This window comes from uncultured Winogradskyella sp., from assembly GCF_947495255.1.
Lineage (GTDB): Bacteria > Bacteroidota > Bacteroidia > Flavobacteriales > Flavobacteriaceae > Winogradskyella.
Genome location: NZ_CANLYI010000001.1, coordinates 480,570 through 503,701, shown reverse-complemented (window position 1 = coordinate 503,701; position 23,132 = coordinate 480,570). Strand labels below are relative to the sequence as shown.

Below are 23,132 nucleotides of genomic sequence, written 5' to 3'. Positions count from 1 at the left end.
GAATCAATAGGTATTAGAAAAGAAAAAGCATCTTACTGTAGTGTAAGATGCTTTTTAAATTTATGGTCTATTTAGGTTAGAATTTATAGCCTAAAGACATCTGAAATACACTGTTTTTTATGTCTGGATTTTCTGTAACAGTGGTAATCCCATAGTTATATCTTGCTTGAGCAAATAGATTAGAAGTGATGTTGTAGCCTATACCAGCGTTTAAACTAAAGTCAAAACTAGAGGCATCTGTGTCTTGATCCGGAATTGAGCTATCGTTATATTCTCCTTTGTCATTAATTAAAAAAGACATTTGTGGACCTGCCTCAAAACTAAATTTTTCAGACAAATAATATTTTGCCATAATAGGAACAGCTAAGTAATCAACTTTGATTTTAACGATATCTTGTGCCTCTGACCCTTGTCTTGAATATAAAAGCTCAGGTTGAAGGGAGAATTTGTCGCTGAGTTTTACTTCAGCAATACCACCAACATGAAAGCTAACTAAATTATTTCTATCAGCTTGTCCTCCAATAAAATTTGAAATATTGAGTCCGGCTTTAGCTCCAAATTTAACCTCTTGAGCATTGGTATTTATGGTTAGTGCTAACGTAATACATAATAAAAGAATGTGTAATTTTCTCATAATAGTTTGTTTTTAAGTTTAAATTGATTGTTATGGGTTTTGCAAGAAGTATGCCATAGCAAAAATGAATTAATTTTTTTCAAATAGACTTGTCTAAAATACTTTATAACACAAGTTGTAGTTTTATTCAATTGCCTATTTGTTACAGCTTTTGCAACACTATTAAAAGTTAGGCGTTGTAATAGTAAGCATAAGCAAATTCTTTATTATTTTTACAGCATAAATTCACATTCATTTATGGCATCATCTTTTGACAAATATCAAAAACGTAAACTGATATCTTCTTACGTATCTGTGGTGATAAGTATCGCATTGGTATTGTTTCTTTTAGGCTGTTTAGGGCTTTTAGTAATTAACTCTAAAAAAGTAGCTGACCACTTTAAAGAACAAGTGGTAATGACCATTTATCTAAATGACACAGCGAAAGAAGTTGAAGTTAATCAGCTAAAAAAGAGTTTAGCGATGGCAGATTACACCAAAGATGCAATATATGTATCTAAAGAAGAAGCTGCTGAATTTATGAAAGCTGAAACAGGTGAAGATTTTATGGATTTTGTGGGTTACAATCCGCTTAAAAATTCAATAGATGTACATTTAAAAGCCGACTTTGTTACCACAGAACAGTTAACAGAAATTACCGAAAGTCTTTCTAATAAAGCGTTTATCGAAGAAATTAGATACGATAATGATTTGGTAGAGTTAATGAATGATAACGTTAAGAAAATCACCTTTTGGGTTTTACTTATAAGTGGCTTATTTACGTTAATTGCTGTTTTATTGATTAATAGTTCTATCCGTTTAGCCGTTTATTCTAAACGATTTATCATTAAAACCATGCAAATGGTTGGTGCAACAAAAACATTTATACGTAGACCTTTTGTTTGGAAAAGTGTACAATTAGGAATCATAGGTGCTTTAGTTGCTTTAGCTGGTATGGCAGTTGTTTTGTACTATTTAGATATTACATTTCCAGAATTAGAGCTATTGAAAAACACTGTTTTAATTGCAGCATTATTCATTGGTATATTCCTTTTAGGAATCCTTATTACATGGATAAGTACATTTATAGCGACGCAACGTTTCTTAAATTTGAAGACGGATCAGTTGTATTATTAGATGTTAGGAAAATATTAATGTGAACTTATTTTACAAATAAAACTGTTACTTTGCAAATCACTAAATTATAGCTGACAAGACCATGGGAGAGCAAAAAAGAAAAGACGAATCTAAGTCCGAGTTTATCTTCGGTAAGAAAAACTATAAATTCTTATTTATCGGTTTAGCATTTATTGTTATTGGGTTTATCCTAATGTCAGGTGGAGGAAGCGATAATCCTAATGTTTTTGACGAGTCTATTTACAGCTGGAGACGTATTCGTTTAGCACCAACTTTAGTGCTTATTGGTTTTGGTATTCAGGTCTATGCTATTCTTTTAAATCCTAATAAGGAGTCCAAGAAATAATTCGCTTTTTATTTACTTTTACTATGTAACTTTCTGATAATTGATACTTTTGTCTCATGGAAATTATTGATGCTATTATTTTAGGAATTATTCAAGGACTTACAGAGTTCTTACCTGTATCGTCGAGTGGTCATTTAGAACTCGGTAAAGCAATTCTTGGAGACAATTCCGTCCCAAAAGAAAGTTTATTATTTACGGTAGTACTTCATTTTGCAACTGCGTTAAGTACCATTGTTATTTTTAGAAAAGATATTCTATTAATTATAAAAGGAATTTTAAAGTTTGAATGGAATGAAGACTTACAGTTCGTTTCAAAAATTGCCTTGTCCATGCTACCAGCTGTTGTAGTAGGTGTCTTTTTCGAAAAAGAATTAGAACAACTTTTTAATGGTAATATTCTTTTAGTTGGTTGTATGTTAATTGTAACAGCAGTTTTGCTTTATATGGCAGACAAAGCAAAAGACACACAGAAGAAAGTGTCATTTGCTAATGCTTTTGTGATTGGGGTATCACAAGCCATTGCAATGCTACCAGGAATTTCACGTTCTGGAGCAACAATTTCTACATCAGTATTATTGGGTAACGATAAAACTAAAGCAGCTCGTTTCTCTTTTTTAATGGTTGTGCCTTTAATATTTGGAAAAATTGCTAAAGACCTTTTAGGAGGTGAATTGACTTATGATAGTTCTAACTTTACAGCATTGAGTATTGGGTTTATCGCAGCATTCATTGCAGGTTTATTTGCGTGTACTTGGATGATTTCTTTAGTAAAAAAGAGTAAATTATCTTACTTCGCAATCTATTGTTTAATTGTTGGTGTTGCAGCAATAATCTGGTCTTTAAGCTAATGATAACTAAAGAAGAATTTTTAGCCGGACAAGTTTTATTAATAGACAAACCATTAACTTGGACGTCGTTTCAAGCCGTAAATAAATTACGTTGGGAAATTCGTCATGCCTTCAATATTAAAAAAATTAAAGTTGGTCATGCTGGCACTTTAGATCCCTTAGCAACAGGTTTGTTAGTGATTTGTACAGGGAAAATGACCAAGCAGATTAATATTTTTCAAGGTCAAGAAAAAGAATATACTGGGACATTTGCTTTAGGCGGAACTACACCTTCTTTTGATTTAGAAACAGAGATCAATGAAACCTTTCCTACAGAACATATTACAGACGAATTGATTCACGCTTCAACAAAACAGTTTATTGGGAAAATAGATCAGTTTCCACCTGTATTCTCTGCCATTAAAAAAGATGGTAAACGTTTATACGAATTTGCTAGAGCAGGAGAAGCGGTTGAAATTAAATCGAGGCAAGTTGAAATTACTGAATTTGAAATTACTAAAATCAACAATTTAGAATTGCATTTTAGAGTAGTATGTAGCAAAGGAACTTACATTAGATCTTTGGCTAACGACTTCGGAAAAGCATTAAATTCAGGCGCACATTTATCCTCATTACGTCGTACAAGAATCGGTGATTTTAAAGTAGACGATGCGCTTACTCCAGAAGAATTTATAGGTAGTTTAACCTCCAAAAGATTGATTTAACACGGGTTTGTGATTGGCATTTCAACTATTTCGTTGTTATATTCGTATATCTAAAGCACGTAATCTATTCTATTGAAATTAATTGAACAACATAAAGCATTAATCATTACAATTCTTCTTTCAAGTATTGTGGTGCTTGTTTTGTTTAGTGCACAATTAAAATTAAAAGGAAACCTTATAAGTGAAAGTTACTATCTGTTAGAGCCAGAACCTGAAAAAACAGAAGAAGAACTTCAGAAGCTAGAAGAATTAAATGCAGAATCTACTAATAAGGCCTTCAATGAAGATGAAGAGTACAAGGAAATGATGCGTAACTTTAAATCAGTTAGCGCAAATGATTTTGAGCGTACTACAAAAGCGATAGAAGAGGCAAAAGTAAGTAACGTAGAAGAGGTGATAGACGAAACAAGTGTTGCTAAATCTTATGCTAATAGTGGCGATTATGCTTTAAATACAAAGGAAACCGAATCTTATAAAAAGCTGCAAGAAGAGCTTCAACAACGTTTAAAAAATAAAAAGCAAGCAGACGAGCATGCTAAAAATAAAGGAACACTTACATATTCTTTAAAAGGAAGAACATTAACGCATTACAAGATTCCACGTTATCTCTGCGAAACAGGTGGTAAAATAGTAGTTAACATTAAAGTTAACGAATCTGGAGACGTTTATGACGCCTACGTTAATGGTTCTTCTAACTCCAATAACAAATGTTTAGTTGATCATGCTATTGCGTACGCAAAGTCGGTAGAATTTGATACGTCTACTAGAAATGACCAATTAGGCACAATTACCTTTATGTTTAAAGGAAAATAGATTCTTTAAATGTTGCGGTAACGCGATTCCTCTCTGTGCCTTATTAGTAATGACAAAGTATTTATTAAATGGAAGTTTATCCCAATAATTTTACTAAATCTTCAACAATAGATTGCCCTTTGTCTTTATTATACCAACGTTGTAAATCTTCTTTAAATTCAGGAGTAATTACACCATGTTCTTCTTTGTAAGCCTTAACCATGTTGGTCGCAACTATTGGTCTTGGTCCAAAAGTATTTAGTACTTCATTGGTTTCAGAATCTAACATAATTAACTTCGGAATCGCTTTTCCGTCATTGGTTAAAAACTGATTCATTAACGCTTCGTTTTCATCTCTAATTACTACTTTGTAATCAATATTATCATTAAGCTGAGCTGCTTTATTGATAATAGGCATAATATGCGCAGCATCACCACACCAACTTTCAGAAATAACCAACCAAGTTACTTTTTTGTCAAAGTTTTCAATCTTAGTTTTTAGGTCTTCAGCAACTTTACCGGTTTTATCCCAACGTCTCATACGCCTGTCGTTAAGCTGTGTGTAATTCACCATAGCTTCAGATTTATCGTTTCCGGTAGTTGAATTTTCTTCAACCAATTTTATAACTAAGTTTCTGTATTCAGCGTAAGTCATACTGTTTTTAAGACTTTCTGAAATAATATCTTTTATTGTAAGTGTGTCTGTTTCCATAAAACAAAAATAAGTTTCTATTGCCATTTTTTATGCAACTCTTGTTACATTAGTAGCACTAAATAAAATTCCTTACAAATGAATAAAAACCGATGTGGTTGGTGTGCAGGAAATGAGTTATATGAAGCTTATCATGATGAAGAATGGGCAGTACCAGTCTATGATGATGCGACTTTGTTTGAATTTTTAATTCTCGAAACGTTTCAAGCAGGTTTAAGTTGGATTACCATTTTAAAAAAGCGAGAAAATTTTAGAAAGGCATTTGATAATTTTGACTACAAGAAAATTGCAAAATATAATTCTTCTAAAGTTCAAGCATTATTGCAAGATGCTGGTATTGTAAGAAATAAACTAAAAGTAAATGCTACCATAACTAATGCGCAAGCGTTTATGAAAGTGCAAGAGGAATTTGGTTCGTTTTCAAAATATATTTGGGACTTTGTAGACGGAAAACCATTAAAAAATAAAGTTGAGAATTATAAAAATGCACCAGCAAATACAGATTTAAGCGATGCTATAAGTAAGGATTTAAAAAAACGTGGATTTAAATTTGTTGGTTCAACAGTCATTTATGCACACATGCAAGCTACAGGTATGGTTAATGACCACGAAGTCTCTTGTTTTAGATATAATGAGGTTTAATAGGTTAAAGAAATTTAAGAAATTCTGCTCTACTTATATTTTTAGCGCCTAAACTCTCTAAATGTTTAGTGTGTAACTGACAATCTATAAGTTTAAAATTAGAGTTTTGAATAAAGGTAATAAAGCCAACTTTACTCGCATTACTCACTTTTGAAAACATACTTTCACCACAAAAAACATCGTCATTAATGGCAATACCATATAAACCACCAACTAATTCTTCATTTTGCCAAACCTCTATAGATTTTGCAAAACCCAATTGATGTAATTTGTAGTAAGCCTGTATCATGTCATCACTTATCCAAGTGCCATCTTGGTCTGTGCGTTTTGCTAAAGCGCAATTTTCTATAACAGCTTTAAATGCTTTATTCTCTGTGACTTTAAAATTTCCTTTTCTTAATACTTGTTTCATGCTTTTTGAGACTTTTAAATCTTCAGGAAACAATACAAAACGAGGGTCTGGAGACCACCAAAGTATAGGTTCTTCATCTTGAAACCAAGGAAATATACCTTTAGAATAAGCATGGAGTAGACGTTGTGGTGATAAATCGCCTCCAATGGCTATGAGGCCATCTGCAGAAGCTTCATATACGTCTGGAAATTCGATTTTTTCTGTTAGAAAGTGCATTGTTGAGAAAAGTAATAACCTACTAAGCTGTTAAATTAAGTCTTTAGCTTTGATACTAAAAGAATTTTCGTGATATTTGAGTTGACTTTTATAAATTAAATTTTTGTTCATCATTGCTTTTTTTTTAATTTATTTATAGAAGTCAAACCTAAAACCACAATACTAAGTCCTGACTAACCATCAGGACTTTTTTAATTTTAAGAAACTGATAAGCATAAAAAAAGACCTGCTTTATATTAAAGCAAGTCTTTTTTATATCGTTTACTTACGATTTAGAATGGTAAATCGTCGTTATCACCTTCGTTTAAATCACTTACAGGCTCAAAAGCTTCTGTTGGTGGTACAGGTGGCATATCTCCACTTGCAGCTGCTTGTACAGCTTCAATTCTCCAACCTTGAATAGAGTTGAAATATTTAGTTTCACCTTGTGGATTTACCCACTCTCTACCTCTTAAGTTGATGTTTATTTTAACTTGCTGACCAGCTTTGTAACTGTTTAATAAATCACATTTATCTTGAACAAATTCCACCATAATATGCTGTGGATACTGCTCTTCTGTAGTGACTACAATCTCTCTTTTTCTAAACCCATTACTCCCAAAAGTTTGAGTCTCTCCTACCATTTTAATACGTCCTTGTACTTCCATTTTTGCTTAATCTATAATTTAAATAATTCTATTTTTATTTTCAGGCTACGAAAGTAATAACTTCCAAGCACTTTTTACGTCTCCAAAGCTCAAATAATTTTGAGCCAATTTATGTTTTTCTCTATGAGATGCCGTTTTAATATCAGGATAACGTTCTGAGATATCATTTACAAATTGATCCACTTCATCTTTATTAGGTAAAGCTTCAACATTGGCTAACATGCCAAGATTATTTCCTGTTAAAATCATACTATTTTTAACATGCTCTGGCATATTATCTACACCAATTCCCATCGTTGATAATGGTTTTGGGATTTCAAAAAAGCCCTTTTTAGCTCTACTGTAATAACTTCCACCAGCTCTAGCTACCAAATCTAATGCTTCTTGGTTTACAGTCTGATTTTCATTTAAAACCTCTTCAGAAATGTGAAGTTTTACCACCTCACAGATAACCAAATTACCAGCACCTCCTTCGGTTCCTAAATGTATAATCTCATTTACTTTACATTCTAGTTGTATAGGAGATTCAGCGACTCTAAAAGGTTTTATTTTGTCTGAGGGCAACATGGTTAAACCAGCTTTTTCAAATTCATTAGTGCCTTCAGGATATTCTGTGCTTGTTAAAGACATTTGCTGAACGATATCATAATTTACCACATTAATCACCACTTCTTTGGTTGCTTCAACGTTTTCTAAAGTGTGTTTTATAGTGTTATCTCTAACTCGTCTAGCAGGAGAAAATATTAATATTGGCGGATTAGCACTAAACACATTAAAAAAGCTAAATGGAGATAAATTTGGATGACCATTAGCATTCATTGTACTTGCAAAAGCGATTGGTCTTGGTGCTACTGCACTCAATAAATAGCTATGTAAAACGCCTGTTGTAAGATCCTGAGGGTTGAATGATGCCATGTATTTATCTGGTTTTCAACAAATATAATTATATTGAGTTGCTACTGAAAGGATTTTATAAACATTAGCGTGCAATATTATTAACAGTTTTGCATTATATTTAAAATTGAATTAAAACTAACTAATGACTTTTAGCTTAAACCGAAATGTAATCCGTTGGATTATAATTGTATCTTCTTTTATTATTATTTCTCTTATTCTCTGGAATACTTATACGTTTTTTCAGAATTTTAAAGTTGAAGAACGGTCAAAGATGAAAACTTGGTCTGTTGCACAGATTGATCTAAATAGTATGGATAATTTAGATTCTGACGTCAATCCGGTGACATCACATGTCGTTACAGAAACCATTATAAGTACGCCTGTAATAGTGCTCGATGAAAATGGAGAAGTAAATAGAGCGAGAAATATAGATAGTTTAATTTTAAATAATCCGAAGAAATTAAAGGCGCTTGTTAGTCAGTTTGAAAGTGAAAATCAACCTATACCTGTAATTATGGGTGCAAAGGTTAAACAAACTATTTATTATGGCAATTCACCATTATTAAACAAATTAAAATATTACCCTTTAGCCTTATTACTTATTATTTTGCTTTTTGCAGCTGTGGTTTATTTCTTTTACCGAAGCACTAAAATTGCTGAACAGAATAAACTTTGGACAGGTATGGCAAAGGAGACTGCTCACCAGATTGGTACACCATTATCTTCTTTAGTGGGTTGGGCAGAAATTTTAAAGACCGAAAACGTAAATCCTGAATACATTGTTGAAATTGAAAAAGACATTGATAGATTACAAACCATAACCGAACGTTTTAGTAAAATAGGTTCTGTGCCAACACTTAAAACGATGGATATTGTAGCAGTAACTAAATCATCTTATGAGTATTTAAAATCACGTTCTTCTAAGCTTATAAATTTTGAAATTGTAATTCCTGATAGAGAAATTCCTGTAAGTATAAATGAACAACTTTTAAGCTGGACGATTGAAAACCTTGTAAAAAATGCCATTGATGCCATGAAGGGTAAAGGTGATTTAAAACTAGAATTAACACAATTAGAACGACAAGTTTTTATTAATATTTCTGATACAGGTAAAGGCATACCAAAATCATCTTACACTAAGATATTTGAACCTGGTTATACCACAAAGAAAAGAGGTTGGGGACTTGGCTTGTCTTTGGCAAAACGTATTGTTGATGATTATCACAATGGCAAAATAAAAGTGTTAACTTCTGAATTAGAAAAAGGAACAACCATTCAGATTATGTTGAAACAGGTGTGATTTTTGTCATTCAGCGCAAAGGGAAGAATCTCAATTTTAAATAAAAAGTAACAGTATTAATACTTTTTAGTTACTGCTTTTCTTTTGGTTGATAACGTCTTATAATTTGATAATCAAAATTTTAACGTAAATTTGAGTATGAGTTCATCACAGTTTTTTACCTTAAAGCAAGCTAGGATAAGTAATAATTGTCCGGAATGTTATTCTAATGATAGCTTAGAACTTACGTTTAAGCAAAAATTATCTGAAACTCAATTTTATAAATCCATCACTAACGATATTGTAAGTGAAATTTGTTGTCTTAATTGTGATGTTCAAATTTTTCCTATACGATGGACTGATGATATTGAGCAAGTAGTAGATTATCACAAAAGAGGACTTAATAGCAAACCGAAGTCTGTAAAACTAAAGCCTATTTCTTGGGCAATAATTACGTTTTTTACTGTGATTCTTATTGCAGTTGCTCTAATCTCTTCAGGATTAATTGCGTTTTAATTACAAATACGATGCAATCTTTTCTGCAATGGCTTTAAATTCTTCGGGCTCTAATTTTTGTTTATTAGAAAACCGAGCGTCATCCATAGTATGTAAAGGAATTAGGTGCACATGAGCATGTGGAACTTCTAAACCAATTACAGACATTCCTATACGTTCACAAGGCACTGCTTTTTCTAAAGCTATAGCAACTTTTCTAGAGAACTGCATTAATCCAAGGTATAATTCTTCATCTAAATCAAAAATCTTATTGACTTCTTTTTTAGGAATACAAAGTGTGTGCCCTTTAGAGTTTGGATTAATATCTAAAAACGCAAAGAAATCTTCGGTTTCAGCAACTTTATAAGATGGAATTTCTCCTGAAATTATTTTAGTAAAAATTGTTGCCATGATTATATTGGATTAAGTCTTTTATAAATATAAAAAGATTCCTTTAAATAGGAATCTTTTTGAGTTATTACTGTTTTATTATTGTGTAATCTCTGCTTTTTTATCTAGAAATCTCTAAAATATCAAATCTCATTGCTCCACTTGGTACTTGTATTTCGGCAGTGTCACCAACAGATTTTCCTAATAAACCTTTCCCAATAGGAGAGTTTATAGAGATTTTACCCGATCTAATATCTGCTTCACTTTCTGCAACCAAAGTATAAGTCATTTCCATACCATTTACTTGGTTTTTTATTTTTACAATAGATAATGCTAGTACTTTAGAAGTATCTAACTGCGACTCGTCAATGATTCTTGCTCCAGATAGAGTTTCTTCCATTTTAGAAATTTTCATTTCTAACATACCTTGTGCTTCCTTTGCAGCATCATATTCTGCATTTTCACTTAAATCTCCTTTGTCTCTTGCTTCTGCAATAGCTTGAGATGCCTTAGGACGCTCTATGTCCTTAAGTTGGTTTAACTCATCTCTTAACTTTTTTAAACCTTCAGCTGTGTAATAAGATACTTTACTCATAATTCCTTCGTTTATAGTCTAAGATGCTGAAATACAATCAGCATAAAAAAAATCTCGCGCTGACGAGATTACTATACAAATATATAAAATATTTACGGCAAACTTCAAATAATTGTAAATTGCCTTTTTAAATTGAAGATGAAAAAAACACTCTTAGCCCTTAGTTGCATTTTAATTTTTGCTTGTAGTAATACTGATGATATTAACAACTGTAATTTCTTGTTTGACGCTAACGTTAACTTAACAGTAAATACTAATTTTCCTCAGTATAGCCAACTGCAATTTAATGGAAATAGTGTCTATGTTTCTGGTTATGGCAATAAGGGGATTTGGTTATATAGAGCAAGTTCTAATATACTATATGCTTGGGATGCATCTGATCCAAATCACGTGCCATCTTCATGTTCTACCTTAACAGATTCAGGTATTGGCGATATTGTAATTTGTGGTTGTGATGATGGTAATCAATATAGTTTAGCAACTGGTTTTGGTTTAAACGAAAACTCTCAATCCTGTACGTTGCAGCCATACAGAGTTGAGAGTCTTGGGAATAATACTTATTTGGTGAGTAATTAAAACTTTAAAGTTACACCTGCTAAAAAGTTAGTTGTGGCTTGAGGGTAAAAACCTGCACCTTCAATCGTTGTTGTTGCATTAGGGTCTGACCAAGTATCATCATAAGTATAATAATAGCCATTAGATATGTATTTTTTATTGAAGATATTATTAACTAAGCCTGTAAATGCAATAGACTCAAAAACAGGTTGAGATTCCTCATTTCCTCGGAATGACAGTACGTAACTAATATTAAAGTCATTAATAAAATAACTGTCTAATTTAGATGATTTAGCTTCGGTATTGCTCATAAATTGTTCGCCAACAAATTTGCTTAATAAAGACATCTGAAGATTGTCTACAGGTCGGAAAACGATAGCATTTGCAGCTACTAAATCTGGAGAAAATGAAATGTCTGTTTTGCCTAAGTTCTGTAATTCGCCATCAAACGGAATGATGGTCTCATCATTTTTGTTGGTACTCAAGGTTAAATTAGGCTGGATTGTTACTTTAGAGGTAACAGGAATTATAGCTTCTAACTCTAAACCTAAACGGTAACTTTTACCACTATTAGTTCTTATTGGGTTACCTACATCGTCTAGTTGTCCAGACAAAACCAATTGCTCATTATAACTCATGTAGTACGCATTGGCATTAAATGTAAAGTTTCCTTTTTTGTGTCTCCAACCTAATTCAAAATCATTTAATTGTTCTGGCTCTATAGATTCGTTGCTTTCAAAATCCGTTCTATTTGGTTCTCTATTGGCTCTTGCATAAGAGAAATATATATTATTGTCCGTGTTTAACTCGAAGGTAATTCCGGCTTTTGGATTAAAAAACGTGAAGTCTTCATCAATTGCAAATTCTACTATATCAGAAGTCGTTCCAGTAGTTTTATATGTTACATTTCTAACCTGTAAATCACCATAAAGGCTTATTTTTTCATTGAGTTGATAGTTTGCTTTGGTGAAAATAGAAAGATCATTCTTTTTACTATTACCATCGTAATAACGATCTCTAATTTCAGACTGACTTGCATATTCGGCCCAAATAACTTCCCCAAAATGGTCACCATCATAATGACTATAAGATCCACCAAAAATAAGATTGATGTTATTATTTTTATAGTTCGCATTGGCATTAAAAACGTAAAAATTATTATCTAACCAACGTCTTCTAATTAAATCTGTTTCATCTATTATTTCACCACTGAAATCTAAAGGTTCAAAACCATAATCAGCAAAATCCTCGCCTTGTTTGTACTGTTCAAAATAACCACTACCTTTTGTGTAATTTAAACCAAGTGTTGTTGACCATTGATTGGTATAACGCTGATTCCAATGTAATTGATAGTGATCTTGATTGTAATTATCTACCTGATTGTCATGAAAACGAGTAACACCTTCATTATCTGTGTATTCTCCAGCAGTGTTATAAGTTCGATCGTTTTCTAATTTGTATAAATCTTCAAGTCCATTCCAAGATTGGTAAGTGACTTCCTTACCACCAAAAGTGATAGCTTTTATTAAAGTATTATCATCGATATAAGACCCTTGTAAAAAGTAAGATTTTAAATCTGAAGACGCACGATCAATATAACCGTCAGAAGCAATTTTAGATAAACGACCTGCAATTTCGATATGGTCATTCATAAGGCCAGTACTAAATTTTACGGTATGTTTTCTAGTGTTATAACTACCAAAAGAATTAGAAATTTCGCCAGAAGATGCTGTAGAAACTGCATCTGTTAAGACATTAATACTTGCACCAAAAGCACCTGAGCCATTGGTAGAAGTTCCAACACCTCGTTGTAGTTGTAAGCTTTCTACAGAAGAAGCAAAGTCTCCTAGATTAACCCAAAAAGTACCTAAGGATTCGGCATCATTGTAAGGAATTCCGTTAATAGTAACATTAGTAGATTGTGAGCTAATACCTCTAACTCTAATACCTGTATAGCCAACACCTGCGCCTGCATCTGTTGTGGTTACTACTGAAGGTAAAAAATTAAGTAACATTGGGATGTCTTGTCCTAAATTACGTTTTGCCAATTGTTCTTTACTCACATTACTGTGTGTAATTGGCGATTTAGCGTCTACACGGACAGCTTTTACTAAAACCTCGTCTAGTTTTTCAACTTTAGTAGAATCTTGTTGTTTCTCTTGTCCATAAGCTGAACACATTGCTAATAAAAAAAATGAAAGTGTTAATCTCTGTCGTTTTGTTTTTGAGAGATTGTTGAATAAAATTTTCATACGACTATAATTTATAATCGAATAAAAAGAGGTCATTATTCTTGGTTAATAATTAATTGTTTGAGCTACAAGCAACTTTAATATTTAAAAATGTTGTTTCTTTCTGTTTGAATCAATAGCCAGTAAATTAATACAAGATATAACCCAGAGTAGAAAAATAAACATTGATAACTATTGCGTTCGCCAAAAACATCTATAAGATATTTTCTTTACGCTCGTTTCCTAAACAGCATTACCTGTTCTAGGTTCAATGGGTATGATCTCAGCCGATAATAGGCACCCCTTTATTGAGAACGCGGCAAATATATAACGGATTTTAGAATTATGAATTATGAATGATGATTTTTTTGAATTGAAATTTAAACGTTAGTTCGAGTGAAATTCTTTTTTTAGAATTTTGTATCGAGAACCTTTTGGAAATTGATTTAGAATATGCTTCTCGATACGATTCCTCATTCTTCGGAATCACTCGAAGTGACGGTAGTGGTTATTCTAATTCTGGTCGTTTCCGGTTTGCTTTTTTATCAGCATTAATACGTTTGTTTTTTAAACGTTTCTTTTTTACACTTCTCGGAATTCTTGTTGCAATGCGTATTTTTTCTTTTTTTAAACCATCTTCAATTAACCCTAAGAAACGCTGCGTAACTAAAGCTTTATTTCTAAATTGACTTCGGCTGTCAGAACAAGCAATCATTAAAACACCGTCTTTGGTTAAACGATTATTAAAGAATTCTAAAAGCATCTGTTTTTCTTCCTTATTAAAAACATTAGAATTTTTAAGGTCAAAATACAATTCGGCTTTAGACGATACTTTATTAACGTGCTGTCCGCCACTTCCTGAGCTACGCACGTATTTATAGGTTAATTCAGATTTTAATAAGCTAGTATCCACTATTCTTTAATTTGGTGTGGTCCTTTTAATAAATCGTTTACAGTTTTAACAGGATTAAACGTAATGATTGGTACTTCAACAAAAATGGTCGTCCAATCTGCCATACTTCCGTTCCAAAGTCCTGGTAATTCTAAAGCTTTTAAATCTTTACCATTTTTTGTTTTTTGAGTAATAAAAGCTGCATTGTGGTCCACATAGTTTTCTAAATCAAACTTTTCGCCCTTATAGTTTTTTACACCACAAACTAAATCAACAGGATTAAAATGCGTTGCATTTTTAAGAATTTCAAATTGCGTTTTATTATCTAAGTCAATTTGTGCAGATTCAACAATTTGAAGGGATTGGTTAGATTTCTGGTCTTTAACCCAAAATGGTCCTCCTCCAGGTTCGCCTTCATTTTTTACCATACCACAAATACGAATAGGTCGGTTTAGTTTTTCTTGCAGGTATTCAACTTTATAGCGGTCTGCATATTTTTTATACTCATCAGATATTTTAATATTTAAGCCTGAAGTTAAAAAGTCTTCTATGGTTTTAAATGTTGATTCTGAGATATCGTCTGTGTCTAATACATGTAAATATTCGAATGTTTTAGATTGAAGTTTAATAAGAATACCAGCTAATACTTTTTTGTATTTAGCAACCTCTTCTTTGTATTTGTAAACGACTACGTTGTCTATATTTTTTACAAAAATAATATCTGAATCTAAGGCATTAAGATTTTTTATTAATGCACCATGACCGGAGGGTCTAAATAATAGAGAACCATCAGTTTCTTTAAAGGGTTTATTCTTTAAAGTTACAGCAATAGTATCTGTTGATTGTTGTTGGTAAGAAAACGAAATATCAAAAGTAACACCTGTGTTTTGTTCAATGTTTTTCTGAATATTTTTAAATTCTTCTGTGAATTTATCTTTATGAATTTCTGAAATTGTAAAGTGTAATTTAGCCAAACCTTTTGACGAAGCATACATTGCTGCTTCATACAAATGCTCTTCAAAAGCTGTAGAAACATGGTCTTTTTTATACTCATGAAACGGTAATATTCCTTTCGGTTGATTTCCAAAATTTAATTCGTTTTCATCTAACATTGTTTTAGCAAAAAGCCAAACTTTTTCTTGATTTGTTAAAGCTTCAAACTTTATCCCCTTAGATTTAAGGAGTTCTAGTATTTGTCTGTAAAACGGAAATTTTTCCATCCCAACCATAAAAAGAGACAATTCCTTTATTTTATTTTTATTGATATATGAATTTAGAGACTGCTCCTTAGAATTATATTGGCTAACAAATTGAAATAAAAATTTAAACATTCTTGTTGCTGCTCCAGATGCAGGCACAAATTTTAATAGAGACTTATTATCTTTTTCAGATTCAAAAAGCTCTACAAACTCATTTATGCTTTCATCATTTAGTGCAATAATTCCACTACCAATAGTTGCAGCTTCAGATATGTTTGTAAACGGAATCCCAGTTTTAAAAAGGTCTATTTGTTTTAAAACCTCTTCTTGGCTTAAACCTTTGGATTCTATTTGTTTTATGTCTTTTTTAGAAAATTTCATGTGTTAAGATTTGTTAATTTTTTGGGCAATTCAATTTATGTTTTGTTCTCTAATAGTTTGTCTATATGTTTTATAGCGGTCTCTAGTCGTTCCTTTTTATTTCCTTTTAGTATTACATACGGTTTATTGTAGGTTTTTAAAGCATTTTCAAAAGCCTTGAACATACGTTCTCTTTCATCAGGCTTGTCTCTGAGGTCATCAGCTTCCCAAGGCGTGTCAATATAGGTTAAAAAGTAGAGGTTATAAAAGTTTTTTAGAGCATATGTCTCTAAAATCGGGTCACATGTACCTTGGTAATAGGCTTCGCTATATACTTTAGTTTCAAGTAAATCGGTGTCACAAATTAAAACGGAATCTGTTTTTTGAGCCAAATTATTTTCTAACTTCATTTGCCCAATGGCTATAGGTAGTAAATCTTTAGGCTCGCAAGTTTTACGCTCATTATTCCATTTGTCTTGTAGGTACGCTCTTGCGTGTTCAGGTACCCAAACAGAATTAAAATGTCTTGCCAGTTGGCGAGATAATGTTGTTTTTCCTGTTGATTCAGGACCAAATAAAACCACTTTTATGCAGTTTGAAGACTGTTGTCTAAGCTTTTTTTCCATGCTAAATATCCAAATATGGCAATCACTGTAAATCCTAAATATTGGAAACTCGTAAATGTAAATCCTTTATAAAAGTATAGAGGAATAGAGATGAGGTCACCTATAATCCAATAAATCCAGTTTTCTATTTTTCGTTTTGCCATTAACCACATTCCAACAAAAAAGGTAGCGGTTGTAATGGTATCTACATAGGCAACCCAACCATTCCATTTGTCAAAGGTTTTGTATACTACAAAAACAAAAACTAGTGTTGCTAAAAATATAGCTATACTTATTTTCTTTTCTTTTTGGGTTGTTCTAGAGATTGGTGTTTCATGTTTAGCATCTACTTTACGCGTCCAGATGTACCATCCAAATACACTCATTATAAAATAATAAGCATTAATCATCATGTCACCTAAAAGTTGCCATTTTAGCAATAAATACACAAAAATGCAAGTACTTATCATTCCTGTTGGAAACACCAAAATATTGTTCTTTTTAGAAAACCAAACTGACAGAAAACCAAAAATGACAGCAACAATTTCTAAAACGATATCTGTAGTTTGATAATCGGTATACTGACCGAAGAAGAAATCAAAAATGTGGTTCATAATCGCTTCTATTTGTTTTAACCACCTTCATAGTTAATACCGAAATGTCAACAGCTTCAAAAGACCGTTTTATTTCCTGATTTAAAAATGGCATGAGCGCGTCATAGTCCCCAAATATCTGTGTACTTAAAGGGTTTTCTAAAACTTTAAAAGGAGAATCACGTAATGCTTTTATAAAGTTAATCACATGTTTTTCGTAATCATTTTGTAAAGGCGAAAGTGTTAAGTCTACTGATATTTCCATGGTTGATTTCCGTGAATTCGGAATTTTATTTTCAATTAATATTCTATATTATAAGATGCTAAATCAAGTTAATTGTCACAATTTAACTCCGTAAATGGTCAAAAAATGTTTCATCTGTTTCAAAAGCTGTTCCAATAACAATTAAATTGGCTCCAGCTTTGTAAGCCAATTCTATTTCTGTTTTAGTTCTTATGCCGCCACCAACAATGAGTGGTATACTCAATTCTTGTTTTACTTCAGAAATAATATAGGGTTCAATGGCATGTGTTGCTCCACTACCAGCTTCAAGATAAATGAGTTTCATACCCAATAGTTCTCCTGCTTTTGCTGTGTCCACAATTTGTTGAACCTGATCTCGTTCAATGGGTTTTGTTTGACTTACACGTTCTACAGAAGTTTGCTTTCCGTTCTGAATAAGTAAATAGCCTGTTGAAATTACTTCTAGATTTGAATCTCTTAATTTTGAAATAGCCTCTACATGTTTGCCAATTAAATAGTCTGGATTTCTGCCTGAAATTAAAGACAAAAATAAAATACCATCCGCTTTATCTGTAATTTGAGTAACATCACCAGGAAACAAAATCACAGGTAATGTTGCGTGTTTTTTTATTTCTAGGACTAAAGTTTCAGTTAAACCCTCGTTAACATCACTTCCTCCAACAAAAATATGAGTTGCAATAGATTGATTCACCTTTGAGATAAAACCCGAAACATTTGCGAGTATCATCTTATCTGGGTCAATTAAAACCGCAAGCAGTTTTTTATTTTTTGCTTTTGCAGCAATTATATTTTGGTAGATGCTATTCATTACGGAACGACGTAAGCACACATAAATTCATCAAATTCAAAAAATGCGGTATTGTACTTGTATTTTTTGTTTTTATAATCAATCCAAGCTACTGTTTCGCCATCTTTCATCATAAAAGGAATGACTAAAAAATGCTTATTAAATAGCATTCCTGGTGTTGCAAAAAGCTTATACAAGGATTCTTTAATTCCCCAAATTATAGTAAGTCTATTAATGTAATCTTTGTCTGTAGGTTTGATGTAATTAAACTCATAATCTACAAATTTATGGGCAATTTTAACGATTTTATCGCGTCGCTTTTCAATATCAATTCCAACTTCTTTATCGCTAACAATAACACCAGAGAATGTAAACGAATGTGTAATGGAAATATGTTTACCATCTTTAAGATGTGGTTTTCCATTATGGTCATAAAACAAATCTTGATCGGTATAACCAAACTCACGCAACAAATGCCTCACACTTAAAAAACCACGTTGATGTAACTCACTTTTCATGCTCAAAACACGAGATAAACTTTGCGGTTTTAAGTCTAAGGGTTCAAATAGAGCATCATACGATTCTTCTATCTTCCAGATTTTAACAGTAGTTTGTGAGTTTACACTAATGGATTTGTATAGTGGCATTTAGTATTCTGAATGTTATTGATTATCTTTGCAGCGCCTTTGGCGAAGTTGGTATTTATTTATAGGCGAATTTAACTATTTAAGTGCTAAACCCAAAGGTGTTTCATAATATATAAAACTAAGAAAAAGAAGATGAGTACAAAAACTGTTGCTTACGTACCAAATAAGGTAAAAGACATGTCGCTTGCGGCTTGGGGAAGAAAAGAAATTAATTTAGCCGAAGCAGAAATGCCAGGTTTAATGAGTTTACGTGAAGAATACAAAAATACACAGCCATTAAAAGGAGCACGTATCGCAGGATGTTTACATATGACGATTCAAACTGCTGTTTTAATTGAAACATTACAAGCTTTAGGAGCAGAAGTTACTTGGAGTTCTTGTAATATTTTCTCAACTCAAGATCAAGCTGCTGCTGCAATTGCAGATGCAGGAACTGCTGTGTACGCATGGAAAGACATGACGGAAGAAGAATTTGATTGGTGTATTGAGCAAACCTTATTCTTTGGAGAAGATAGAAAACCATTAAATATGATTTTAGATGATGGTGGTGATTTAACTAATATGGTTTTAGATAGGTACCCAGAATTAGCTGACGGAATTAACGGTTTGTCTGAAGAGACTACAACTGGAGTTCACAGACTTTACGAGCGTGTAAAAAATGGAACATTACCAATGCCAGCAATTAACGTTAATGATTCGGTTACTAAATCCAAATTCGATAACAAATATGGTTGTAAAGAATCTGCAGTAGATGCCATTCGTAGAGCAACAGATATTATGTTAGCAGGAAAACGTGTAACTGTTTGTGGTTATGGTGATGTTGGTAAAGGTACTGCTGCTTCTTTTAAAGGTGCAGGTTCTATTGTTACTGTTACTGAAATCGACCCAATTTGTGCATTACAAGCTGCAATGGACGGTTTTGAAGTAAAGAAATTAGAAACTGTAGTTGCCAACTCTGATATCATTATTACAACAACAGGAAATAAAGATATCGTAAGAGCTGAGCATTTTGAAGCAATGAAAGATAAAGTTATTGTTGCAAATATTGGTCACTTTGATAATGAAATCCAAGTTGGATGGTTAAATGAGAAGCATGGTCATACTAAGGATACCATTAAACCTCAAGTTGATAAATACAACATTAACGGTAAAGATATTATTTTACTTGCCGAAGGACGTTTAGTAAATTTAGGTTGTGCAACAGGTCACCCAAGTTTTGTAATGAGTAACTCATTTACAAACCAAACTTTAGCACAAATTGAACTTTGGAACAACAAAGAAGCATACGGAAACGATGTATATATGTTACCAAAGCATTTAGATGAAAAAGTAGCTAAATTACACTTAGAGAAAATTGGTGTTGAGCTTACTGAGTTAAAAGATTACCAAGCTGATTATATCGGTGTAACAGTTGAAGGTCCTTATAAACCTGAGCACTATCGTTACTAGATTATTCGATTATTAGAAGCACTTTGCTTTTGGATATATAGATTTAAACCCTTACAGAAATGTGAGGGTTTTTATTTTAATTATCTTTCGATAAAATTAACCAGAATGAAGACATTAGATATTGCAGTTTTACAAAAGGCATTAAATGATATTGAGAGTTATTTACCGAATATTGAGGCTATGAACTCTAAGGTTTCAAAAGTTAATGTGTCTTGGCATTTAGATCATAGCTTAAAAGTAATTAATAATGTTTTAATAAGTATGAAGAGTTCTGAACCTAGTACTTATGTAGATAACTTTTCTATGATGGGACGTATTGTGTTTGCACTAAAATATATACCTAGAGGTAAAGCAAAGGCACCAAAGCATGTGACACCTTCCGAGACGATATTAATCGATGACATTAAAACACAATTAGCAGAAGCTAGAGATCATATAGAAGTAATTCCAAACTTAAATAAAAATGCTTATTTTAAACATCCTTTATTTGGTAACGTTAACAAATCTAGAGTTATCCGTTTCTTGGATGCACATACCAATCACCATTTAAAAATTGTGAAGAGTATATTGAAGTAACTGTATTTCATATCTAAAAAAAAACCTCACGAGTTCTAATAACTTGTGAGGGCTTAATGTTTTATATATTGGCTATTGCCTACTTCTTTTTACTCTTTCGTCTTTTCTTTTTCTTCTTACTATTATTCTTTTTAGGATGAACCAATGTCATTTCATCAATTAAATGGGTGGCACCAGCATATTTATCAACTATAAAAAGTACGTAGCGTAAATCTACCATAATGTTTCGACAGATTTCTGGGTCGTAATTCATGTCGCTCATGGTGCCTTCCCAAACGCGGTCAAAGTTTAAGCCTACTAAATTTCCTTCTGCATCAATGGCAGGACTTCCAGAGTTTCCACCAGTTGTGTGATTTGTTCCTAAAAAGCAAACAGGTACTTTTCCGTTTTTATCAGCATATTGTCCATAATCTTTTGCTTCATATAGGTCTATTAATTTTTGTGGTACATCAAACTCATAATCGCCAGGAATATACTTTTCAATTACACCATCTAAATAACTCACAGGGTTGTAATATACCGCATCTCTAGGTTCATAACCTCTTACTTGTCCGTAAGTTACACGAAGCGTACCATTAGCATCCGGAAAATAACGTGCATTTGGTAGCGCTTCCATTAATGCAGTCATATACTTGGTTTGTAATGCCGTAATTGGTTCGTTTTTTTGTTGGTATTCAGGATTAAGAGTGTTAAAAAACTCATCAATAATTGGTTTTGCATACGCAAAGGCAGCATCATTGTTTAGGTTTTTTATAACGGTTGCTGCATCGCCTTCAAGTAAGCTTAAAGCAGAATCTAAATTAGTAAATGCGGTTTTATCATAGATAGTAGCATCAACCTCTTTACCATATAAAGGCATCACGTTGAGGTAGACGCCTTTATCTAAATCTGCATCATAATTTTTATGAATACCTCTTAGTTGACCCGTTAAAACTTCCTTTCCTCTTTCTAAATTTTCAGGGTTGGCAATTAAAGCTTGTTCAACTTGGTAAGCTCTAAAGGTCATTTGCATCAACTCATTGGTGATTAAAAAGACTTCAATGAAATTTCTACGTTTAATGTTTATAGGTGCAAAATCTTTATAGAGCCTATCAAATTCTGGAAGTATGTTTCCATATTTATCCTCTAGTCCTTTTTCTTTTAAAGCTTTTGTAAATGTAGCTTCAAATGCTTTGCGTTTTTCAACGGCATTACTTTTTTCGATACCTAAATTTTCACCAATCCATTTTTTCCATGCGTTAGCAATTCGTGCTTGTTTAGATGCATATTTAATTCTTACAGCATCACTTTCTTTCATTTTTTGGTCAATGACTTTTAAAGCGGCTTCTCGGATGGCAATATTTGTAGGATTAAATTCTTTTGTAATATGCTCAATGGCAACAGCAGGTAGATACTCGCTTGTTGTGCCTGGAAAACCAAAAACCATTGTAAAATCGCCTTCTTCAACACCATCTAAAGATACTGGTAAGTAATGTTTCGGTTTGTATGGCTTATTGTCTTTACTGTATTTTGCAGGTCTATTATTAGCGTCAGCATAAATACGAAACATTGAAAAATCGCCAGTATGTCTCGGGAAAACCCAGTTGTCTGTGTCACTTCCAAATTTACCAATACTTGTTGGAGGTGCACCAACTAAACGAATATCGTCAAAACGTTCTGTTACAAACAAAAAGTACTGATTACCTTCATAAAACGCCTTTGTTTTTACATCTTGCCAAGATTCTTTTGGCCAAGTTTTTAAAGCTGCGTTTGTGTTTTTAGAAATTTGAGATTGCTTTTCAGTTTCCGTCATGCTATCAGTGATACCTTTTAAAGCAACTTCTGTTACATCGTGAATACTCACAATAAACTCAATAAACAAACCTTCGTTTGGTAATTCCTCTTCAAGAGACATTGCCCAAAAACCATCTTTTAAATAATCGTTTTCTAAAGATGAATGTGATTGTATTTGTCCAAAACCACAATGGTGATTAGTTAGCACTAAACCTTGGTCTGAAATCACTTCACTTGTACAGCCACCATTAAAATGACCAATGGCATCCTTTAAGCTAGAGTTGTTAACATCGTAAATATCTTGAGCCGTTAATTTACTGCCCAAACTTTGCATTTCTGTTTCATTCATCCCTTCTAAAAGCGAAGGAATCCACATACCACCTTGTTGGGCAGAAACTTGAAAAACAAAGAATAATAAAAGAATTTTTATAAAGCGCATAACCTACATTTTATTAGTTTTTGTAAAGATAGAAAA

Annotated in this window: 27 protein-coding genes; 11 read left to right on the top strand and 16 right to left on the bottom strand. The window is 32.4% G+C overall.

Features of this window, described 5'->3' with window-relative positions; translation table 11 throughout:
* Positions 1-76: 76 nt before the first annotated feature.
* Positions 77-634, bottom strand: a complete 558-nt coding sequence (locus Q0807_RS02190) for a porin family protein (protein WP_299105848.1) — start codon at positions 632-634, stop codon at positions 77-79.
* A gap of 237 nt (positions 635-871) precedes the next feature.
* Between Q0807_RS02190 and Q0807_RS02185 the strand changes: the two genes are divergently transcribed.
* From Q0807_RS02185 to Q0807_RS02165, 5 genes are all read left to right on the top strand, one after another.
* Positions 872-1,750: an ABC transporter permease gene (locus tag Q0807_RS02185; protein WP_299105845.1), complete on the top strand. Its 879-nt coding sequence runs from the start codon at positions 872-874 to the stop codon at positions 1,748-1,750.
* A gap of 82 nt (positions 1,751-1,832) precedes the next feature.
* Positions 1,833-2,096, top strand: a complete 264-nt coding sequence (locus Q0807_RS02180) for a DUF3098 domain-containing protein (RefSeq protein ID WP_299105842.1) — start codon at positions 1,833-1,835, stop codon at positions 2,094-2,096.
* A 56-nt stretch (positions 2,097-2,152) separates the two neighbouring features.
* Entirely contained in the window at positions 2,153-2,944 is a 792-nt protein-coding gene (locus Q0807_RS02175) for an undecaprenyl-diphosphate phosphatase (protein WP_299105839.1), read from the top strand.
* Positions 2,944-3,648 (top strand): tRNA pseudouridine(55) synthase TruB, encoded by a 705-nt coding sequence (truB, locus tag Q0807_RS02170; RefSeq protein WP_299105836.1) that lies wholly within the window; start codon positions 2,944-2,946, stop codon positions 3,646-3,648. Before Q0807_RS02175 ends, truB begins: the two co-directional genes overlap by 1 nt.
* Positions 3,649-3,720: 72 nt before the next feature.
* Positions 3,721-4,461 (top strand): hypothetical protein, encoded by a 741-nt coding sequence (locus tag Q0807_RS02165; RefSeq protein ID WP_299105833.1) that lies wholly within the window; start codon positions 3,721-3,723, stop codon positions 4,459-4,461.
* Positions 4,462-4,537: 76 nt separating this feature from the next.
* On the opposite strand, the gene Q0807_RS02160 is transcribed toward Q0807_RS02165, so the two are convergent.
* The gene (locus tag Q0807_RS02160) at positions 4,538-5,179 is read right to left on the bottom strand and encodes a thioredoxin family protein (protein ID WP_299105830.1); all 642 of its coding nucleotides are present in this window, start codon (positions 5,177-5,179) and stop codon (positions 4,538-4,540) included.
* A 51-nt stretch (positions 5,180-5,230) separates the two neighbouring features.
* On the opposite strand from Q0807_RS02160, the gene Q0807_RS02155 reads away from it, so the two are divergent.
* Positions 5,231-5,794: a DNA-3-methyladenine glycosylase I gene (locus tag Q0807_RS02155; RefSeq protein ID WP_299105828.1), complete on the top strand. Its 564-nt coding sequence runs from the start codon at positions 5,231-5,233 to the stop codon at positions 5,792-5,794.
* Positions 5,795-5,798: 4 nt separating this feature from the next.
* Here Q0807_RS02155 and aat read toward each other — a convergent pair whose 3' ends face one another.
* From aat to Q0807_RS02140, 3 genes are all read right to left on the bottom strand, one after another.
* Complete coding sequence (gene aat / locus Q0807_RS02150) at positions 5,799-6,422, bottom strand: leucyl/phenylalanyl-tRNA--protein transferase (protein ID WP_299105826.1); 624 nt, start codon at positions 6,420-6,422, stop codon at positions 5,799-5,801.
* Positions 6,423-6,694: 272 nt separating this feature from the next.
* Positions 6,695-7,069: a DUF3127 domain-containing protein gene (locus Q0807_RS02145; RefSeq protein ID WP_299105823.1), complete on the bottom strand. Its 375-nt coding sequence runs from the start codon at positions 7,067-7,069 to the stop codon at positions 6,695-6,697.
* Positions 7,070-7,114: 45 nt separating this feature from the next.
* Positions 7,115-7,984 carry a flavin reductase family protein gene (locus Q0807_RS02140; protein ID WP_299105821.1) on the bottom strand — a complete coding sequence of 290 codons (870 nt, stop codon included), beginning with the start codon at positions 7,982-7,984 and terminating at the stop codon, positions 7,115-7,117.
* Between the two features lie 124 nt (positions 7,985-8,108).
* On the opposite strand from Q0807_RS02140, the gene Q0807_RS02135 reads away from it, so the two are divergent.
* Entirely contained in the window at positions 8,109-9,266 is a 1,158-nt protein-coding gene (locus Q0807_RS02135; RefSeq protein WP_299105819.1) for a HAMP domain-containing sensor histidine kinase, read from the top strand.
* A gap of 138 nt (positions 9,267-9,404) precedes the next feature.
* Positions 9,405-9,761 carry a hypothetical protein gene (locus tag Q0807_RS02130; protein ID WP_299105817.1) on the top strand — a complete coding sequence of 119 codons (357 nt, stop codon included), beginning with the start codon at positions 9,405-9,407 and terminating at the stop codon, positions 9,759-9,761.
* Here the strand turns inward: Q0807_RS02130 and Q0807_RS02125 are convergent, their stop codons facing one another.
* Positions 9,762-10,151, bottom strand: a complete 390-nt coding sequence (locus Q0807_RS02125; RefSeq protein ID WP_299105815.1) for an HIT family protein — start codon at positions 10,149-10,151, stop codon at positions 9,762-9,764.
* Positions 10,152-10,251: 100 nt separating this feature from the next.
* Positions 10,252-10,725, bottom strand: coding sequence for a transcription elongation factor GreA (greA, locus tag Q0807_RS02120; protein WP_299105813.1), 474 nt, complete (start codon positions 10,723-10,725; stop codon positions 10,252-10,254).
* 138 nt (positions 10,726-10,863) lie between these two features.
* On the opposite strand from greA, the gene Q0807_RS02115 reads away from it, so the two are divergent.
* Positions 10,864-11,301, top strand: a complete 438-nt coding sequence (locus Q0807_RS02115) for a hypothetical protein (protein WP_299105811.1) — start codon at positions 10,864-10,866, stop codon at positions 11,299-11,301.
* Here the strand turns inward: Q0807_RS02115 and Q0807_RS02110 are convergent.
* The 8 genes from Q0807_RS02110 to Q0807_RS02075 all read right to left on the bottom strand — a co-directional run bounded on the left by Q0807_RS02110 (position 11,298) and on the right by Q0807_RS02075 (position 18,859).
* Positions 11,298-13,532, bottom strand: a complete 2,235-nt coding sequence (locus Q0807_RS02110; protein WP_299105809.1) for a TonB-dependent receptor — start codon at positions 13,530-13,532, stop codon at positions 11,298-11,300. The genes Q0807_RS02115 and Q0807_RS02110 overlap by 4 nt on opposite strands.
* A 487-nt stretch (positions 13,533-14,019) precedes the next feature.
* Positions 14,020-14,424: an alternative ribosome rescue aminoacyl-tRNA hydrolase ArfB gene (gene arfB / locus Q0807_RS02105; protein ID WP_299105807.1), complete on the bottom strand. Its 405-nt coding sequence runs from the start codon at positions 14,422-14,424 to the stop codon at positions 14,020-14,022.
* Positions 14,424-15,983, bottom strand: coding sequence for a DUF4301 family protein (locus tag Q0807_RS02100; RefSeq protein WP_299105805.1), 1,560 nt, complete (start codon positions 15,981-15,983; stop codon positions 14,424-14,426). Before Q0807_RS02100 ends, arfB begins: the two co-directional genes overlap by 1 nt.
* Positions 15,984-16,018: 35 nt before the next feature.
* On the bottom strand, positions 16,019-16,588 hold the full coding sequence (locus Q0807_RS02095; RefSeq protein ID WP_299105802.1) for an ATP-binding protein: 570 nt from the start codon (positions 16,586-16,588) through the stop codon (positions 16,019-16,021).
* Entirely contained in the window at positions 16,549-17,181 is a 633-nt protein-coding gene (gene pnuC, locus Q0807_RS02090; RefSeq protein WP_299105800.1) for a nicotinamide riboside transporter PnuC, read from the bottom strand. Before pnuC ends, Q0807_RS02095 begins: the two co-directional genes overlap by 40 nt.
* Entirely contained in the window at positions 17,165-17,425 is a 261-nt protein-coding gene (locus Q0807_RS02085; protein ID WP_299105798.1) for a hypothetical protein, read from the bottom strand. Before Q0807_RS02085 ends, pnuC begins: the two co-directional genes overlap by 17 nt.
* A gap of 82 nt (positions 17,426-17,507) precedes the next feature.
* Entirely contained in the window at positions 17,508-18,233 is a 726-nt protein-coding gene (locus tag Q0807_RS02080; protein WP_299105796.1) for a geranylgeranylglyceryl/heptaprenylglyceryl phosphate synthase, read from the bottom strand.
* Positions 18,233-18,859, bottom strand: coding sequence for a 4'-phosphopantetheinyl transferase superfamily protein (locus Q0807_RS02075; RefSeq protein ID WP_299105793.1), 627 nt, complete (start codon positions 18,857-18,859; stop codon positions 18,233-18,235). Before Q0807_RS02075 ends, Q0807_RS02080 begins: the two co-directional genes overlap by 1 nt.
* A 132-nt stretch (positions 18,860-18,991) precedes the next feature.
* Here Q0807_RS02075 and ahcY point away from each other — a divergent pair, with 132 nt between their 5' ends.
* Positions 18,992-20,308, top strand: coding sequence for an adenosylhomocysteinase (gene ahcY, locus Q0807_RS02070; RefSeq protein WP_299105791.1), 1,317 nt, complete (start codon positions 18,992-18,994; stop codon positions 20,306-20,308).
* A gap of 105 nt (positions 20,309-20,413) precedes the next feature.
* Positions 20,414-20,884: a DUF1569 domain-containing protein gene (locus Q0807_RS02065; RefSeq protein ID WP_299105789.1), complete on the top strand. Its 471-nt coding sequence runs from the start codon at positions 20,414-20,416 to the stop codon at positions 20,882-20,884.
* Positions 20,885-20,963: 79 nt separating this feature from the next.
* Here the strand turns inward: Q0807_RS02065 and Q0807_RS02060 are convergent, their stop codons facing one another.
* Entirely contained in the window at positions 20,964-23,096 is a 2,133-nt protein-coding gene (locus Q0807_RS02060) for a S46 family peptidase (RefSeq protein WP_299105786.1), read from the bottom strand.
* Positions 23,097-23,132 lie beyond the last annotated feature (36 nt).

What these genes read in the sequence shown, in the direction of transcription:
- Q0807_RS02190 (WP_299105848.1), bottom strand. Translation starts at nt 634, where the DNA reads ATGAGAAAATTACACATTCTTTTATTATGTATTACGTTAGCACTAACC.
- Q0807_RS02185 (WP_299105845.1), top strand. Translation starts at nt 872, where the DNA reads ATGGCATCATCTTTTGACAAATATCAAAAACGTAAACTGATATCTTCT.
- Q0807_RS02180 (WP_299105842.1), top strand. Translation starts at nt 1,833, where the DNA reads ATGGGAGAGCAAAAAAGAAAAGACGAATCTAAGTCCGAGTTTATCTTC.
- Q0807_RS02175 (WP_299105839.1), top strand. Translation starts at nt 2,153, where the DNA reads ATGGAAATTATTGATGCTATTATTTTAGGAATTATTCAAGGACTTACA.
- truB (WP_299105836.1), top strand. Translation starts at nt 2,944, where the DNA reads ATGATAACTAAAGAAGAATTTTTAGCCGGACAAGTTTTATTAATAGAC.
- Q0807_RS02160 (WP_299105830.1), bottom strand. Translation starts at nt 5,179, where the DNA reads ATGGCAATAGAAACTTATTTTTGTTTTATGGAAACAGACACACTTACA.
- Q0807_RS02155 (WP_299105828.1), top strand. Translation starts at nt 5,231, where the DNA reads ATGAATAAAAACCGATGTGGTTGGTGTGCAGGAAATGAGTTATATGAA.
- aat (WP_299105826.1), bottom strand. Translation starts at nt 6,422, where the DNA reads ATGCACTTTCTAACAGAAAAAATCGAATTTCCAGACGTATATGAAGCT.
- Q0807_RS02145 (WP_299105823.1), bottom strand. Translation starts at nt 7,069, where the DNA reads ATGGAAGTACAAGGACGTATTAAAATGGTAGGAGAGACTCAAACTTTT.
- Q0807_RS02140 (WP_299105821.1), bottom strand. Translation starts at nt 7,984, where the DNA reads ATGGCATCATTCAACCCTCAGGATCTTACAACAGGCGTTTTACATAGC.
- Q0807_RS02135 (WP_299105819.1), top strand. Translation starts at nt 8,109, where the DNA reads ATGACTTTTAGCTTAAACCGAAATGTAATCCGTTGGATTATAATTGTA.
- Q0807_RS02130 (WP_299105817.1), top strand. Translation starts at nt 9,405, where the DNA reads ATGAGTTCATCACAGTTTTTTACCTTAAAGCAAGCTAGGATAAGTAAT.
- Q0807_RS02125 (WP_299105815.1), bottom strand. Translation starts at nt 10,151, where the DNA reads ATGGCAACAATTTTTACTAAAATAATTTCAGGAGAAATTCCATCTTAT.
- greA (WP_299105813.1), bottom strand. Translation starts at nt 10,725, where the DNA reads ATGAGTAAAGTATCTTATTACACAGCTGAAGGTTTAAAAAAGTTAAGA.
- Q0807_RS02115 (WP_299105811.1), top strand. Translation starts at nt 10,864, where the DNA reads ATGAAAAAAACACTCTTAGCCCTTAGTTGCATTTTAATTTTTGCTTGT.
- Q0807_RS02110 (WP_299105809.1), bottom strand. Translation starts at nt 13,532, where the DNA reads ATGAAAATTTTATTCAACAATCTCTCAAAAACAAAACGACAGAGATTA.
- Q0807_RS02100 (WP_299105805.1), bottom strand. Translation starts at nt 15,983, where the DNA reads ATGAAATTTTCTAAAAAAGACATAAAACAAATAGAATCCAAAGGTTTA.
- Q0807_RS02095 (WP_299105802.1), bottom strand. Translation starts at nt 16,588, where the DNA reads ATGGAAAAAAAGCTTAGACAACAGTCTTCAAACTGCATAAAAGTGGTT.
- pnuC (WP_299105800.1), bottom strand. Translation starts at nt 17,181, where the DNA reads ATGAACCACATTTTTGATTTCTTCTTCGGTCAGTATACCGATTATCAA.
- Q0807_RS02085 (WP_299105798.1), bottom strand. Translation starts at nt 17,425, where the DNA reads ATGGAAATATCAGTAGACTTAACACTTTCGCCTTTACAAAATGATTAC.
- Q0807_RS02080 (WP_299105796.1), bottom strand. Translation starts at nt 18,233, where the DNA reads ATGAATAGCATCTACCAAAATATAATTGCTGCAAAAGCAAAAAATAAA.
- Q0807_RS02075 (WP_299105793.1), bottom strand. Translation starts at nt 18,859, where the DNA reads ATGCCACTATACAAATCCATTAGTGTAAACTCACAAACTACTGTTAAA.
- ahcY (WP_299105791.1), top strand. Translation starts at nt 18,992, where the DNA reads ATGAGTACAAAAACTGTTGCTTACGTACCAAATAAGGTAAAAGACATG.
- Q0807_RS02065 (WP_299105789.1), top strand. Translation starts at nt 20,414, where the DNA reads ATGAAGACATTAGATATTGCAGTTTTACAAAAGGCATTAAATGATATT.
- Q0807_RS02060 (WP_299105786.1), bottom strand. Translation starts at nt 23,096, where the DNA reads ATGCGCTTTATAAAAATTCTTTTATTATTCTTTGTTTTTCAAGTTTCT.